This is a genomic window from Corynebacterium sp. ACRQP (genome assembly GCF_022345915.1).
GTDB lineage: Bacteria > Actinomycetota > Actinomycetes > Mycobacteriales > Mycobacteriaceae > Corynebacterium > Corynebacterium lehmanniae.
This window is the reverse complement of the sequence record NZ_JAKRMZ010000006.1, coordinates 60,192-73,642: the sequence shown is the minus strand read 5'-3', so window position 1 is coordinate 73,642 and position 13,451 is coordinate 60,192. Positions and strand designations below refer to the sequence as shown.

General features: G+C 66.5%; 12 protein-coding genes. 8 read left to right on the top strand and 4 right to left on the bottom strand.

What is annotated here, in order from left to right; genetic code table 11:
* The first annotated feature begins 82 nt into the window (after nucleotides 1–82).
* The 4 genes from MHY23_RS03880 to MHY23_RS03865 all read left to right on the top strand — a co-directional run bounded on the left by MHY23_RS03880 (nucleotide 83) and on the right by MHY23_RS03865 (nucleotide 5,008).
* On the top strand, nucleotides 83–634 hold the full coding sequence (locus MHY23_RS03880) for a phospholipid scramblase-related protein (protein ID WP_239306506.1): 552 nt from the start codon (nucleotides 83–85) through the stop codon (nucleotides 632–634).
* Between the two features lie 504 nt (nucleotides 635–1,138).
* Complete coding sequence (locus MHY23_RS03875; RefSeq protein ID WP_239306505.1) at nucleotides 1,139–2,401, top strand: hypothetical protein; 1,263 nt, start codon at nucleotides 1,139–1,141, stop codon at nucleotides 2,399–2,401.
* 68 nt (nucleotides 2,402–2,469) lie between these two features.
* Nucleotides 2,470–3,822 (top strand): MFS transporter, encoded by a 1,353-nt coding sequence (locus MHY23_RS03870; RefSeq protein WP_239306504.1) that lies wholly within the window; start codon nucleotides 2,470–2,472, stop codon nucleotides 3,820–3,822.
* A complete protein-coding gene (locus MHY23_RS03865; protein WP_239306503.1) occupies nucleotides 3,815–5,008 on the top strand; it encodes a copper oxidase in 1,194 nt (397 codons plus the stop codon). The genes MHY23_RS03870 and MHY23_RS03865 overlap by 8 nt, the downstream gene beginning before the upstream one ends.
* Here MHY23_RS03865 and MHY23_RS03860 read toward each other — a convergent pair.
* Nucleotides 4,989–5,372 carry a cupredoxin domain-containing protein gene (locus tag MHY23_RS03860; protein ID WP_239306502.1) on the bottom strand — a complete coding sequence of 128 codons (384 nt, stop codon included), beginning with the start codon at nucleotides 5,370–5,372 and terminating at the stop codon, nucleotides 4,989–4,991. The two genes, MHY23_RS03865 and MHY23_RS03860, sit on opposite strands and share 20 nt — an antisense overlap.
* Nucleotides 5,373–5,463: 91 nt before the next feature.
* Here MHY23_RS03860 and MHY23_RS03855 point away from each other — a divergent pair, with 91 nt between their 5' ends.
* Entirely contained in the window at nucleotides 5,464–6,150 is a 687-nt protein-coding gene (locus MHY23_RS03855; protein ID WP_239306501.1) for a metalloregulator ArsR/SmtB family transcription factor, read from the top strand.
* Here MHY23_RS03855 and MHY23_RS03850 read toward each other — a convergent pair.
* A complete protein-coding gene (locus tag MHY23_RS03850) occupies nucleotides 6,147–7,319 on the bottom strand; it encodes a globin domain-containing protein (protein WP_239306500.1) in 1,173 nt (390 codons plus the stop codon). The two genes, MHY23_RS03855 and MHY23_RS03850, sit on opposite strands and share 4 nt — an antisense overlap.
* A 57-nt stretch (nucleotides 7,320–7,376) precedes the next feature.
* Between MHY23_RS03850 and MHY23_RS03845 the strand changes: the two genes are divergently transcribed.
* From MHY23_RS03845 to MHY23_RS03835, 3 genes are read left to right on the top strand one after another with little or no spacing between them, the layout of a single operon-like run.
* Nucleotides 7,377–9,008, top strand: a complete 1,632-nt coding sequence (locus tag MHY23_RS03845) for a glutaminase (RefSeq protein ID WP_181889467.1) — start codon at nucleotides 7,377–7,379, stop codon at nucleotides 9,006–9,008.
* A 34-nt stretch (nucleotides 9,009–9,042) separates the two neighbouring features.
* Nucleotides 9,043–10,287 (top strand): ATP-binding protein, encoded by a 1,245-nt coding sequence (locus MHY23_RS03840; protein WP_239306499.1) that lies wholly within the window; start codon nucleotides 9,043–9,045, stop codon nucleotides 10,285–10,287.
* 10 nt (nucleotides 10,288–10,297) lie between these two features.
* Nucleotides 10,298–11,455 (top strand): alpha-amylase family protein, encoded by a 1,158-nt coding sequence (locus MHY23_RS03835; RefSeq protein WP_239306498.1) that lies wholly within the window; start codon nucleotides 10,298–10,300, stop codon nucleotides 11,453–11,455.
* Here the strand turns inward: MHY23_RS03835 and MHY23_RS03830 are convergent.
* Entirely contained in the window at nucleotides 11,434–11,988 is a 555-nt protein-coding gene (locus tag MHY23_RS03830; protein WP_239306497.1) for a hypothetical protein, read from the bottom strand. The two genes, MHY23_RS03835 and MHY23_RS03830, sit on opposite strands and share 22 nt — an antisense overlap.
* A gap of 136 nt (nucleotides 11,989–12,124) precedes the next feature.
* Nucleotides 12,125–13,435, bottom strand: a complete 1,311-nt coding sequence (locus MHY23_RS03825) for a M20/M25/M40 family metallo-hydrolase (protein ID WP_239306496.1) — start codon at nucleotides 13,433–13,435, stop codon at nucleotides 12,125–12,127.
* Between the last annotated feature and the right edge of the window lie 16 nt (nucleotides 13,436–13,451).

Sequence of the window (13,451 nt, the reverse complement as noted above, 5' to 3'; positions counted from 1 at the left end):
GTGGAGATGGGGGACAGGGCAGGCAAAACCAGCCGCCCAAACCACCCACCCACAACCAGCCACGCCCCGTTAGGGTGGTGGTGTGTTTAGGGAACGTGAGATCGTCGTAAGGCAAACGAAGGCCCTGGGCCGCGACACGTTCGCGATCGAGGGCCCGGGCGGGGAGCTGCTGGGCACGGCCAGGCAGACGCTGAAGATGAGCGACCTGGTCAAGGCGTCGCGCGGGGTGGAGGTGTTCGACGCGGCCGGCGCGCACGTGCTGAGCATCGAGGACCCGGTGAACTTCATCCGCGACAAGTACGTCGTGCACCAGGTCAACCCGCCGCTGGAGCTCGCGCGGTTGACGCAGCGCTTCGCCTGGATCGGCGCGAAGTTCGACGTGGAGGTCGCGGGTTTCCCGGACGTGCAGATCCAGGGGCAGGCGTTCCAGCTGAATTACACGCTGACCAGCCAGGGCCGTCCGCTCGCGACCGTGGACGCCGAGTATTCCGGCATGGGGCGGATGCTGATGGGCAAGTCCAGCTACCGCGTGCGCATCGAGCCCGGCCTGGACGAACGCCAGCACGCGGCGGTCATTGGCATCGCGTTGGCCATCGATATGCGCCGCGCCAAGATGCGCAGAAACTCGGGTTAAAGGGGGCTTTTTGCTTTGCGACGGTGCCTTGCCGCCGCAACGGGGGTAAAAAACGGGGGTAGTAGGGTTTTCCGGATTGCTGAACAATCCGCGGATCTTTGAACAATCCAGGGGGTTTGCTACACCCCTGAGGGGAAACCCGGGGAAAATAAGAGTGTATGAGTTGTGTATGCAATCCAAACATGCAGGTAGACGCAAAATTGCCGGGATCCATGCTGGAAAACACCTTAGTGTGCATAAAATGCAGTGCTGACGGATTGTTCAACCATCCGCACGCGATCGCAGTTTGATCGTTGAACAATACTGACGAAACCCCGGAACGCGCCCCCGGATTGATGAACAATCCGCAGCTAGGAATGGGTGGAAACGTTGAACAATCCGGAAAGAATGTTCAACGATTTAGGGTATTTTTCAGCCTGGCGGCGAGCGGTTTACCTGCGCATATTCGGTGCATAAACTCAGGGTTGTCACAAAGAGAAAAACACACACCAAGGAGTCACCGAGATGCGAGCAGCATTCCGAAACACCATCGCCGCAGCAGTTGCCGCCGCCATCGCGGTTTCCGGCGCGAACGTCGCACACGCCCAGCAGGACGTTGAGCTGGCACCGGTGCTGACCAACACCACCACCCTCGTTGACTCCGACGGCGACGGCCTGCCCGACATCTGGGAAGAACAAGGCGTCGTTTTAGCAGATGGCACGGAAATCCCCCTGCCGGACTGGGGTGCCGACCCTAACCGCCCGGATGTCTTCCTCCAGCTGAACTGGATGGCATCCGAATACGACACCCTCGGCTGCGACACTTCTGCCGCCCGCGAGTGCGCCAACGCCAACCGTACCTCCTACGCCCCGTCGAAGCAGAGCCTGAACGATTTAGTGGACCTGTTTGCCGACCACGGCATTAGCCTGCACATCGATGCCGGCGAGCACTACACCAACATCCCCAACTACTCCGACGTCCACGGCGGCGAGACGCTGGAGTACCGCGACTCGTACTTCGACCCGAGCAAGTTTGAGGCGTTCCAGCTCATTAACACCATCAACAACCTTGGTGACCGCGCCAACATCTTCCGCCCCGGCGTCCTGGGCGACCGGATGCGCGCCGGCTCCAACGCCACGGGCCTGTCGCTGGTGGGCGACAGCTCCTTCTACGTCGCCAACCCCGGCGGGCGTGCGAACGACGAGCAGGTGCGCAACACCATCCTGCACGAGTTCGGCCACACCCTGGGTCTGCGCCACTGGGGTGCTCAGCAGTACGTCACCGACATCGCTGAAGGCTCCCCGATGCAGGCCGGTTACCAGTCGGTGATGAACTACGACCGCCAGTTCGACTACTTCAACTACTCCGAAAAGCCGTACTTCGCCGACACCCCGGCGGGCAAGGTCCTCGTCCCCGCCGACTGGGACTCCCTGGTACTCGACAACCCGCGTATCGGCGCGTACGCCGAGTCCATCGGTGCCCGCGCAAAGGCTGAGGTCGAGGAGATCGAGCAGCCGGAGGAGGTCGTCGAGGTGGAACAGCCGGAGCCCGTCGAGGTCGCCGAAGAGCACCCCCTGACCGCGCTCGTGCCGGCGGAAGAAATCCCCGCCCAGCCGGGTGAAGTCCCCGCCGAGCAGCCCAAGGCTGAGCAGAAGGTGGAAGCCAAGGCCAAGGCCGAGGCCCCGAAGCAGGCTAACAACCAGGTCAACGTCGCGGCCATCATCGGCGGCGTCGTCGCGGCCCTGGCAGTCCTCGGCATCGGCGCAGCATTCCTCGCAATGCGCTAAGCCCGCCAACTAAACACAGTGCGTCCCGCAACCGGGGCGCACTTTTTTGCGCGCGGTACCATCTGCCCATGACTAAGGCGCAGCGCTGGGGATTTTTCGCGGTGGTCTCGCTCGGGCTGCTCATGATTGGCCTGGACAACTCCATCCTGTACACCGCGCTGCCGGCGCTGGAGCATTCCCTTGACGCCTCCCCGGAGCAGGGCCTGTGGATCATCAACGCCTACCCGCTCGTGCTTTCCGGCCTGCTGCTGGGCACCGGCGCGCTGGGCGACAGGGTGGGCCACCGCCTGATGTTCATCGTGGGTCTGGCTATCTTCGGGTTGGCGTCGCTGGGCGCGGCGTTCGCGCCCGGCCCGCTGGAGCTGATCCTGGCGCGCGGCATGCTCGGCATGGGCGCTGCGGTGATGATGCCGGCCACGCTCGCGCTGATCCGGCTGACGTTTCCGGACGAGCGCGAGCGCAACACCGCCATCGGCATCTGGGGCTCGGTGGCGGTGGCGGGCGGCGCGCTCGGACCGGTGGTCGGCGGCGCGCTGATCCAGCATTTCTGGGTCGGCTCCGTCTTCCTCATCAACGTGCCCATCGTCATTGTCGCCCTCGTGCTCACCGTTGCGCTCGCACCGGAAAACCTGCCCAACCTGGACAAACAGTGGGACGTGGTCTCCTCGCTCTACGCCCTGATCGCGCTGTCGGGCCTGACCATGGCCATCAAGCAGGCCGCCAACAGCCCCGCCATCACCCTCGCAGCGCTCGCCGCCACCGCCGCCGGTTCCTGGCTGTTTGTGCGCCGCCAGCACCGCCTGGACGACCCGCTGCTCACCTTCGACATCTTCCGCTCCCGCCTGTTCACCGGCGGCGTCCTCGCGGCGGCCGGCGGCATGTTCGTCCTCGCCGGCGCCGAACTGATGACCACGCAGAAGCTGCAGCTTGTCGACGAGCTCACGCCCCTTCACGCCGGCGCCACCGTCGCCGTGATGGCCCTGTCCGCCATCCCGGCCTCCACACTCGGCGGGGCATATCTGCACAAGGTCGGCTTCCTGCCGCTCATCGCCGGCGGGTTCCTCGGGGCGGTAGTGGGGGCGGTGGCGTTGGCGGCCGGATGGACGTCGATAGGCATGGTGCTTCTGGGCCTGTCCGCGGGCTCGGTGATGAGTGTCTCCTCGATCGCGATCATCGGGTCTGCGCCGATGCACCGCTCCGGGATGGCCGCGGGCGTGGAGGAGGTGTCCTACGAGCTGGGCACGCTGGTTACTGTGGCGCTGACGGGGTCGCTGCTGCAGGCGGCGCTGGACCGCGGGGCGGACTACACGGACGCCTACAACGGTGTGATCGGCGTGCTGGCCGCGGGTGCGGCGTGCTTTGCTGCGGCCACCTGGTGGTGTTTCCGAGACAACCCGAAGTCTGGAGGAGTCAATGCCTGACATGAACCCCCGCGCGTGGCACCGCAAAGCCTCGCGCCCGGTGAGCATCTGGATGGCGGTGTTCATCCTCGCCGGCCTTGCGCACCCGTTCATCCCGGACGGGTCGTGGCTGCTCATCCACATTTTCACGCTGGGGATTTTGACCAACTCGATCATGTTGTGGTCCCAAAACCTCACCGAGCGCTTTGTGGGGCACAAGCTTGACGACGCCTCCCGGCCCGCCCAACTTTCCCGCACCTACCTCCTCAACGCCGGCACCGTCGCCGTGCTGGTAGGCCAGGTCGCGCGGTGGTACTGGCTGACGTGGGCGGGCGCGCTCGTGGTCGCGGTCGTGCTGGCGTGGCACGCGGCGGTGCTTTTTAAACAGGTGCGGTCGGCGTCTCGTAAGCATGCCGGGGTCGTAGGATTCCTCGCCTCCGCGTGCTGCCTGCCGGTGGGCGCGCTGTTCGGCGCCGCGCTGTCCGCCGGGCTGCCCGGGCAGTGGCATGGCGCGGTGCGCCAGGCCCACATGTTCACCAACGTGGGCGGGTTCGTCGGATTCGCGGCGATGGGCGCGCTGAGCGTGCTGTTCCCGGCGATGTGGCGCACCCGCGGGCAGGACCGCGTCGGCGTGGCGCTCGCGCTGGCCGGCACTGGTGTTGTCGTGGCGGTGGCGGGGTCGCTCATGCGCCTGCCCGTGGTCGTGGGCGCGGGCACTGTGGTCATCCTGGCGGGCTGGGTGTGGCTGTACCAGGGATTTTTGGCCAGCGCGCTGACGGTGCTCAACGATCCCCGCGGGCGCGTGACCTACCCGGCGCTGTCCGTGCTGTTCGCGGTGACCTGGCTCATCGGAGGGCTGACCTGGTACGCGGTGCGGATGTTCGGCGGGGCCGGTGAGATCCCCACCCTGCCGCTGCTGCTCGGGTTTGCGGGCCAGCTGCTCATCGGCACCATGAGCTACCTCATGCCCACCACCATGGGCGGCGGCCCGGCGGCGGTCAAGGCGGGACTGCGTGAGCTCAACCGGGCCGCCTACCTGCGCGCCGGCCTGTTCAACGCGGCGCTTTTGGCCTGGCTGGTGGTGGGCAACTCCTACGCACGCATCGTGCTGTCCTTCATCGCGTTCGGCGTGCTGGTGGCGTTTCTGCCGCTGATGGCGCGCGCTGTGAAGACGCAGGTGGCGGTGATTAAGTCACGTCGACCTTAAAGGTCATGCCCATCGTCTTGTGCCCGGCGATGGTGCACCACCCGCGGGTGTCCTTGTTGAACTCCCCGAAGTAGGTGGCGCTGGCCTCGCCGGGGGAGAGCCTGCCGGAGTTGGCCTCCCCGATCTTCAGGTCGTGCTCTTTGTCGCCGTCGTTGACCAGGTTGACCACCAGTTTGGTGCCGCGCGGGACCTCGATCTGGTTGGGGACAAACCGCATGCGCTCGATGCGCACGTCGGCGGTGACCACGTCGTCGCCGGTGGGTAGCTCGCCCTCGCGCGACTGCGTGACCGCCGCCGTGGTGGCGACGGCGGCGACACCCGCGACGACGACCGCCCACGCTGCAACATCTACCGCACGTGGCATGTGGCCAACACCTCCAAAAACCAAGTTGTCCTACATCTTAGGTTGGAATATACTCTTGATGTCACACCAAAACGCCTCCAGGAGAACGCGCATGGAACGGAATCACGCGCCCCGTCCCGCCGGTGATCTGATCAACGCGGTCGGCCACCTCAGCCTAAAGCAGCTCGAGGTGTTTCACGTGATCCAGGAAAACCCGGACGGCATCCAGGTCGCCGAGATCGGCAAAGCGCTGGGCATGCACCCGAACACCGTGCGTGGCCACCTGGAGGAGCTGATGTCCGCGGGTGTGGTCTCCCGCCGCGTCGCCCCCGGCACCGGCCGCGGCCGCCCCTCGCACATCTACACCGCCCGCGTGGCGCGCACGAACCTGGCCTCCCACTCCATGATCGCCCTGGTGGAGGTGCTGGCCAGCACCCTGGCCGACCAGGACACCGACAGCGCGAAGCGCCTCGGCCGCCAGTGGGCGGAGCGGGTGAACACCCGCCGCCACGACAACCTGCGCGTGGACTTGGACACCGCGGAGCGCCACACATGCCAGACCCTGCGCGAGATGGGCTTTGACCCGGCGCCGCGCCCAGACGCCGCCACCGCCAAGGTGCGCGAGGTGGGGCTCAACGCCTGCCCCTTCATCGCCGAAGTGGGCACCCGCCCCGCCCCAGTGGTGTGCGCACTGCACGAGGGCTTCTTGGATCAGGGCGCCGGCGACGTGAAGGTGCAGCTCATCCCGCACGACCGCCCCGGCCAGTGCGGGGCGCGTCTGACTAAGCGGGAGGGTTAAGCGACCAGCCAGTCGTTCGGGCTGAACAGCTCGTAGTACACGTTGGCCGGGGCCTTCTCGGCGGGCAGCTGCGCCAAATCGTCGCGCAGCGCCTGGAGGAAGCCGGTGCCGCCGCAGAGGTACACGTCTGCGCCTGCGAGGTCGAGTTCGCCGACGTCGACGCGCTCAGCATCACCGCGGAAGTAGGTCTTCAGCGCCCCGTCGCCCAGCTTTTCCACCAACTCGCGGGTTTCCTGCGCCTGCGCCCAGGATTCCTCGGAGTCGTCGGAGTGCACGTACGTCACGCGGCGCGGATCGGCGTTCTGCTCCAGGTGGCGGAGGATGCCGGTCAGGGGAGTGGAGCCGATCCCGGAGGAGATCAGCACGACCGGGCGCTCGCCCGGCTGCAGCACCAGGTCACCCGCGGCCAAGGTGACGTCCACGGTGTCGCCGACGTCGATACGCTCCTGCAAGAAGGAGGAGACCTCGCCGTCTTTCTGCACCGCGATGCGGTAGCGCGACGCGTCGCCTTCGATGATGGAGTATTGGCGCAGCTGCCGTGCGCCGTCGTCAAGCTTGACGCCTATGGACGTGTACTGCCCCGGCCTCGGCTGCGTGAACTCGCCCTCGACGGTAAACGCCGTCACTGCGTCGGAAAGCTCATGCTTCTCCACGACCTTGCCGCGGCGGAACACGTCGCCGTCCGCCACGCCGTCGGAGGCGTAGAGGTCCTTCTCGGCCTTGATCAGCACGTCCGCCATGAGCCAGTACACCGCGCTCCATGCCTCGGCCACCTCGGGCGTGACGGCGTCGCCGAGCACCTCGGCGATCGCGGCCATCAAGTTCTCGTAGACGATCTTGTACTGCGCCTCGGTCACGCCGAGGGAGACGTGCTTGTGCGCGATGCGGTTGAGCATGATCACCGGGTCGGGCGCGGAGTCGTCCACAAGGTGCGACGCGAACTTCACCACAGAGGCCGCGAGCGCCTTCTGCTGCGCCTGCTGCTTCTGGTTACCGCGGTTGAACAGGTCGGAGATGAGCTCGGGGTGGGCGGCGAACATCTTGGAGTAGAAGGTGTTCGCGATGGTCTGGATGTTCTCGCCCACCGGCCCGAGCGTCGCCTTGACGGTCTCGGCGTGGGCGTCGGAGAGGTGCGCGTGCTTTGAATCTGGGAGAATGTCGTTGTACATAAACCCGATTATATCCGGTGTAAATGGCTTCGCAGCGCACACCTCTACACTGGCGCCATGCTCTCGTCAGTGACCGAACACCTCCAAGCCATCGTGGACGACGTCCGCGACCAAGACAGCGGCGAACTCGCCGACTACATCGACGTGCTCAAGAACGCCGACCCGGACAAACTCGCCTTGGCCATGTGCACCACAGACGGCCACCTCTACACCGTCGGCGACGCGGACTACGAGTTTTCCATCCAATCCATCTCCAAGCCCTTCGTCTACGCGCTCGCACTCGACATGTACGGCCCCGACGAGGTGCACAAACACGTGGGCGTGGAGCCTTCCGGCGAGGCATTCAACGAGCTTTCGCTTGACGACGACGGCCGGCCCGCCAACCCGCTCATCAACGCCGGCGCCATCACGGTGAACCAACTCATCGGCGGCCCCGACATCCCGGTGGAGCAGCGCAGCGAGAAACTGCGCGACTACTTCTCCCGCCTCGCCGGCCGCGACCTTGCCGTGGACCAGCGCGTGCTGGATTCCGAACTCGACAGCGCCGACCGCAACAAGGCGCTCGCCCACATGCTTCGCGACGGCGGCATGATCACCGACGACGCCCACGACGCCGTGGCCAGCTACATCGCCCAGTGCGCAGTGCTGGTCACCGTCGGCGACCTCGCCGCCATGGCCGCCACCCTGGCCAACGGCGGCACCCAACCCGTCACCGGCGAGAAGGTGCTCTCCACGGAAGCCGCCCGCCTCGCCCAGGCCGTCATGGTCTCCTCCGGCATGTACGACGCCTCCGGCCAGTGGATGGTCAACGTGGGCATCCCCGCGAAGTCCGGGGTGGCCGGCGGACTGATCGGAACGCTGCCCGGGCAACTCGGGATCGCGTCGCTAAGCCCCCGCTTGAACAAACAAGGCAACTCCGTGCGCGGCGTGAAAATCTTCCGCGAACTGTCCAGCTCGCTGGGGCTGAACCTGCTGTCCTCCAACTTCTACATCGCGCCGGGCATCAAGTCCGTGCAGCGGCGCGAGGGCGCGGACGTGGTGGAGCTGCAGGGCATGATCAACTTCACCGCCGCCGAGAAGATCCTGCGCGGGCTGGCGCAGCGCCGGCTGCACGGCGACAAGCTGATCTTCGACGTCTCCGGCGTGACCGGCTTCAACAAAGCCGGCCGCGACCTGATCAAGGACGGGCTGATGAAGTACAAGGACGACGGCGTCGAGGTGGCCATCTACGACCCGGACCACACCCTGTCCGACTGGACCTTCGCCGACGGCACCACCGCCCAGGCCATCCGCGACTTCACCGCCTCCTTCTCCGTGCCCGCCACCCGCGAAGAGGTCTACCGCGCGATCACCAAACCCAACAGCTGGTGGGACCAGAAAGCGGAAGGCAACGCCAGCGAGAAGGGCGGCGAGTTCCACGTCGAGGACCGCGACTTCTCCGTGCGCGAAGCCGACGACGGCAAGCGCGTGGTCTGGAACGTCGAACCCACCGACGACAACGACCACGAATGGGACGACACCTCCCTGATCTTCGACATCTCCGAGGACGACGACGGCGAAACCAAGGTCAACTTCACCCACCGCGGCATCCGCCCGCACGACCGCGGCTACGACGAGATCGCCAAAACCTGGAAGGACCGCATCGCCAAGGGCTTGCAGCCTTTGATCAACCGTGCGGAAAATTCGTAGCGTAGGGAGCGGAAAATTGGTAGTGTAGGACACCATGACTTACCTTCCGCGGGCCGTCGACACCCAGCTTGACCAGCTCCTTCCCCACGCTGCGGCAATCGCAGTCGAGGGGCCGAAGGGCGTGGGGAAAACGGAAACCGCGCGCCGCCGCGCGTCCACCGTCATGCGGCTGGACACGCAGGAGGGCGCCGGCGTGCTCGCCGCAGATCCCACCTTCAGCGCGGAAGCGCCCGGCACCATCCTCATCGACGAATGGCAGCGGCACCCCGAATCCTGGGATTACGTCCGCCGAGCCGTCGATGAGGGCGCCGCGCCCGGCCGGTTCCTCCTCACCGGGTCAGCCACGCCAGTGGCGGGCACAGACACTCACAGCGGAGCCGGCCGTATTCTCTCCTTGCGCATGCGGCCGTTGGCGCTGTTTGAACGGGCGGGGGCGGAGCCGTCGATAAGCATGAGCTCGCTGTTCCAAGGGGGCGCGACGATTGCGGGAGAGACCGACCGCACGCTCAAGCACTACATCGACGCAATCGCATCGGGCGGCTTCCCCGGGTTCTACGAGGCGCCCCCGGTGCTGCGCAACCAGCAACTCGACTCGTATCTCGCGCGGGTGGTGGACCGAGACCTGCCCGAGCAGGGCTACGTCGTGCGCAACCCGGCGGCGCTGATGAATTGGCTCGCGGCGTACGCGGCGGCGAGCTCGACCACCACGAGCTACCAGGAGATCCTCGACGCCGCGACGCCCGGAGAAGCGAATAAACCCGCCAAAACCACAACCATGGTGTACCGCGAGAAACTCGCCGAGGTGTGGATGCTGGACCCGGTGCCGGCGTGGGACATGCGGCGCTCTCCGTTCGCGGGCCTGGCGAAAGCGCCGAAGCACCAGCTCGCGGACCCAGCGTTTGTGCTGCGGCTCTTAGACATTCCCGCGGCGAAGCTCACCGGCCGGTTCAACTACCTGCTCGGCCCGCTCTTCGAATCGCTTGCCACGTTGTCGGTGCGTGTCGCGGCGCAAGCGTCGTTCGGCAACGTCGGCCATTTCCGCACCGTCAAAGGTGACAGGGAAGTGGATTTGATCGCGCAGGACCAGGATGGCGCCATCGTGGCGTTTGAGGTCAAACTCGCCGCGAACGTGGGCGACGACGACGTGAAGCACCTGCTGTGGCTGCGGGAGAAGTTGCCCGACGACGTGGTTGACACCGTCATCCTCACCACCGGCACCCGCGCGTACCGCCGCCCGGACGGCGTCGCGGTCGTGCCCCTGGCGCTGTTGGGTGCGTAGGCTCGGTCGCATGCTGGACCGCACAATCTGGTGGCACGTCTACCCGCTGGCCGCCCTCGGCGCGCCGATCCGCGAGGAGCACGACACCGCCCACCGCCTCCGCGCCCTCGAGCCGTGGCTGGACTACCTGGTCGAACTCGGCTGCAACGGCCTGCTCCTCGGCCCCATCTTCGCCTCCGCCACCCACGGCTACGACACCCTCGACCACTTCCGCATCGACCCCCGCCTCGGCGATGAGGAGGACTTCGCTTGGCTTATCGACGAATGCCGTGCCCGCGGCATCCACATCATGTTGGATGGGGTCTTCAACCACGTCGCCCGCACGCACCCGTGGGTTGAGCAGAGGCTTGCCGGCGACACGGACTGGGAGGGCCACGGCGAGCTGGCCACCCTGCACCACGCGGATCCGGCTGTCCGCGACGCGGTGGTGGAGATTATGCTGCACTGGCTGCGACGCGGCATCGCGGGCTGGCGCCTCGACGTCGCATACGCCGTGCCCGCCGACTTCTGGGCCGACGTGCTCGCCCGCGTGCGTTCGGAGTTTCCAGACGCGATGTTTTTGGGGGAGGTCATCCACGGGGACTACTCGTCGATAGGCAAGGCAGGCTCCCTGGACGCCGTGACCCAGTATGAGCTGTGGAAGGCGACCTGGTCCTCGCTGGTGGACGTCAATTTTTGGGAGCTCGCCCACGCGCTGGAGCGGCATCCTGTTGATGTTTTGCCCAACACGTTTGTGGGCAACCACGACGTGGACCGCATCGCCTCCAAGGTGGGGCCGGAGAAAGCCGTCCTGGCCGCGGCGGTGCTGATGACGGTGCCGGGCATGCCGTCGATCTACTACGGCGACGAGCAGGGGTTTACCGGCGTGCGCGGCGAAAGCTGGTCCGCCGACGACGCCGTGCGCCCCGCCCTGCCCGCCTCGCCGGCGGAGCTGTCGCCTTTAGGTGGCTGGCTGTTCACCGAGTACCAGCGGCTGATCGGGGTGCGCCGCCGCAACGCGTGGCTCACCCGCGCGACGGTTGAGGTGCTGGACAAGACCAACGAGACCATCTCGTTTCGTTGTTTCGACGGCGAGCACTCCCTCCAGACAGATTTGTGGCTTTCGCCCACCCCCGGCGTGCGCATCCACGCTGGCGGGGACGAGCTCTACAGCTGGATGTTGAAGTAAGCCAGGATCTGCGCCAGCGCCTGCTGGATCATCTTGATGATGTCCGGCAGCTGCAGCGTAGTGATATTCGCCACCGGCACGTCGAAGCTGGGCGCACCAGCCGGCGCGAGGTTGATCCGCTCCGGGATCTGCGGGCGGACGTTCAGGTTCTGCGGGTTCTGGGTCTGCTGCTTCGGGGCCGGCTGGGTGTTCTGAGTGTTCTGCTTCGGCTGGGTCTGCTGCTGGGTGTTCTGGGCCGGCTTCGCGCCGCCTTGGGTGCCCTTGAGGCCGCAGCGGTTCGCGGCTTCGTCGACACGCGAAAGTGCGTCGAGGATCTGCGGGCCACGGCTGTCGAACGCGGCGACTGCGCGGGCCTGGCGGACTTTCTGCTGGTAGTCGGCGTCGTTGGTCCAGTAGCGGGAGGCCTGGTCGCAGGAGATCGGGCCGGACGGCAGCTTGGCCAGCGTGTCGTCGATGGCGTCGGCGCCGGCGGTCGGCGCAAGCGCGACGGTGCCGGCGAGGGTGGCGGTCATTGCAAGGGTGCGGATCTTCATGCAGGCCAGTATGTCACGGATGGGGCAAATGTGACAGAAGTGACGACCCCCTGAGGCAGGCCCTGGGATCCAGACCCTGGGATCGCGCCCGGCCGATCCCAGGCTTTGGATCCCAGGGTCTGCGGAAGGGGAGCGCCTAAGCCCCGACGAAGCGGCGGATCAGAGAGCGGTACGCGCGCACGGTGAGGTCCACGTCCTCCACGGCGACGGATTCGTCGTGGCTGTGCAGCTGGCCCAGCACGGACCCGAGCGTCTCCTCGCGCGCGTGCAGGGCGAACCCGTAGCCGACACCTCCCTTACGGCGCGCAAAGCGCAGGTCCGACCCGCCGGCCGCAATGGTGGGCACGACGGGGGCGCCGGGGAAGAATTCGTTGAAGGTTTGGCAGATGGTGTCGTAAAGCGGGCCGGAAGTGGGGGAGACCGTGCCGTCCTCAGTGATGAGGTGTGTGATCTCCACCTCGTCGGCGAGCTCGCCCAACGCAGAACGCAACAACGAGTCGATCTCCTCCTGCGTCTGGCCTGGCAGGGGGCGGATGTCCAGCTCCAGCCACGCCTCGGATGGCAGGACGTTGATGCCGTTTCCGGCGCGCAGCACGGTCGGGGAGATGGTCAGGTGGCTCATGGCGTGGGAGTAGCTCTCCAGCTGGCCGAAAGCCTCGTAGCCTTCGCCGCGCAACAGCGCCTCCTCGGTCGCGGGGTCGAACTTCCAGGCGCGGACGTAGCCCTCCCAGATGTCGTCGGCGCGCACCTCGGGCTCGATCGCGGCGACGCGCCGGGCCACCTCCGCGATCTTCGCGACGGCCAGGTCCCGGCCGTACGGGGCGGAGCCGTGCCCGGCGTCGCCGTGGACGGTCAACCGCCGCTGGCCAGCGCCCTTTTCGCCGACGACGACCGCCAGCGCGTCGGACCCGTCGGCGGCAGGGATGTGGGAGCCGCCTTCCTCGGACAGGCAGTTTTTCCAGGAGAACTTCCCGTGCTCGGCAAGCCACTTCGCGCCGAGCCCTCCGCGGGCCTCTTCGTCGGCGCAGCCCACGAAGGTTAGGGTGCCGCGCGGCCGCTCCCCGCGGGCCACGTCGCGCACGCACGCCGCCATCGCCGCGGTGATGTAGAGCATGTCGGTGGCGCCGCGGCCGAACACGCGCCCGTCGATAAGCTCGCCCCCAAACGGGGCGGTGGTCCACTTGTCCTCGTCCACGGGCACGACGTCGGTGTGGCCGAGGAGCGTCAGCGGCTCGGCGGAGGGGTCGGTGCCCTCCACGGTGAAGCTGATGGACACGCGTCCAGGGTGCGGCTCATAACGCTCCACTAGTACGTCTGTACCTGCGAAGAAGGCCTCCAACGTGTCGGCGTTAGTTGCCTCCTGTCCAGAATCTGCCGAAAAATAGTTGACGCATCCATTCTGGATGAGGTTCTGCAATAATGCGATGGTGTCATCAGTTAGGCTCATATCACAAAAGCCTAAC

Excerpts from the sequence above, each read along its gene's own strand:
- MHY23_RS03850 (WP_239306500.1), bottom strand. The coding sequence starts at position 7,319 with ATGTACAACGACATTCTCCCAGATTCAAAGCACGCGCACCTCTCCGAC.
- MHY23_RS03825 (WP_239306496.1), bottom strand. The coding sequence starts at position 13,435 with ATGAGCCTAACTGATGACACCATCGCATTATTGCAGAACCTCATCCAG.
- MHY23_RS03875 (WP_239306505.1), top strand. The coding sequence starts at position 1,139 with ATGCGAGCAGCATTCCGAAACACCATCGCCGCAGCAGTTGCCGCCGCC.
- MHY23_RS03855 (WP_239306501.1), top strand. The coding sequence starts at position 5,464 with ATGGAACGGAATCACGCGCCCCGTCCCGCCGGTGATCTGATCAACGCG.
- MHY23_RS03830 (WP_239306497.1), bottom strand. The coding sequence starts at position 11,988 with ATGAAGATCCGCACCCTTGCAATGACCGCCACCCTCGCCGGCACCGTC.
- MHY23_RS03860 (WP_239306502.1), bottom strand. The coding sequence starts at position 5,372 with ATGCCACGTGCGGTAGATGTTGCAGCGTGGGCGGTCGTCGTCGCGGGT.
- MHY23_RS03870 (WP_239306504.1), top strand. The coding sequence starts at position 2,470 with ATGACTAAGGCGCAGCGCTGGGGATTTTTCGCGGTGGTCTCGCTCGGG.
- MHY23_RS03840 (WP_239306499.1), top strand. The coding sequence starts at position 9,043 with ATGACTTACCTTCCGCGGGCCGTCGACACCCAGCTTGACCAGCTCCTT.
- MHY23_RS03865 (WP_239306503.1), top strand. The coding sequence starts at position 3,815 with ATGCCTGACATGAACCCCCGCGCGTGGCACCGCAAAGCCTCGCGCCCG.
- MHY23_RS03845 (WP_181889467.1), top strand. The coding sequence starts at position 7,377 with ATGCTCTCGTCAGTGACCGAACACCTCCAAGCCATCGTGGACGACGTC.
- MHY23_RS03835 (WP_239306498.1), top strand. The coding sequence starts at position 10,298 with ATGCTGGACCGCACAATCTGGTGGCACGTCTACCCGCTGGCCGCCCTC.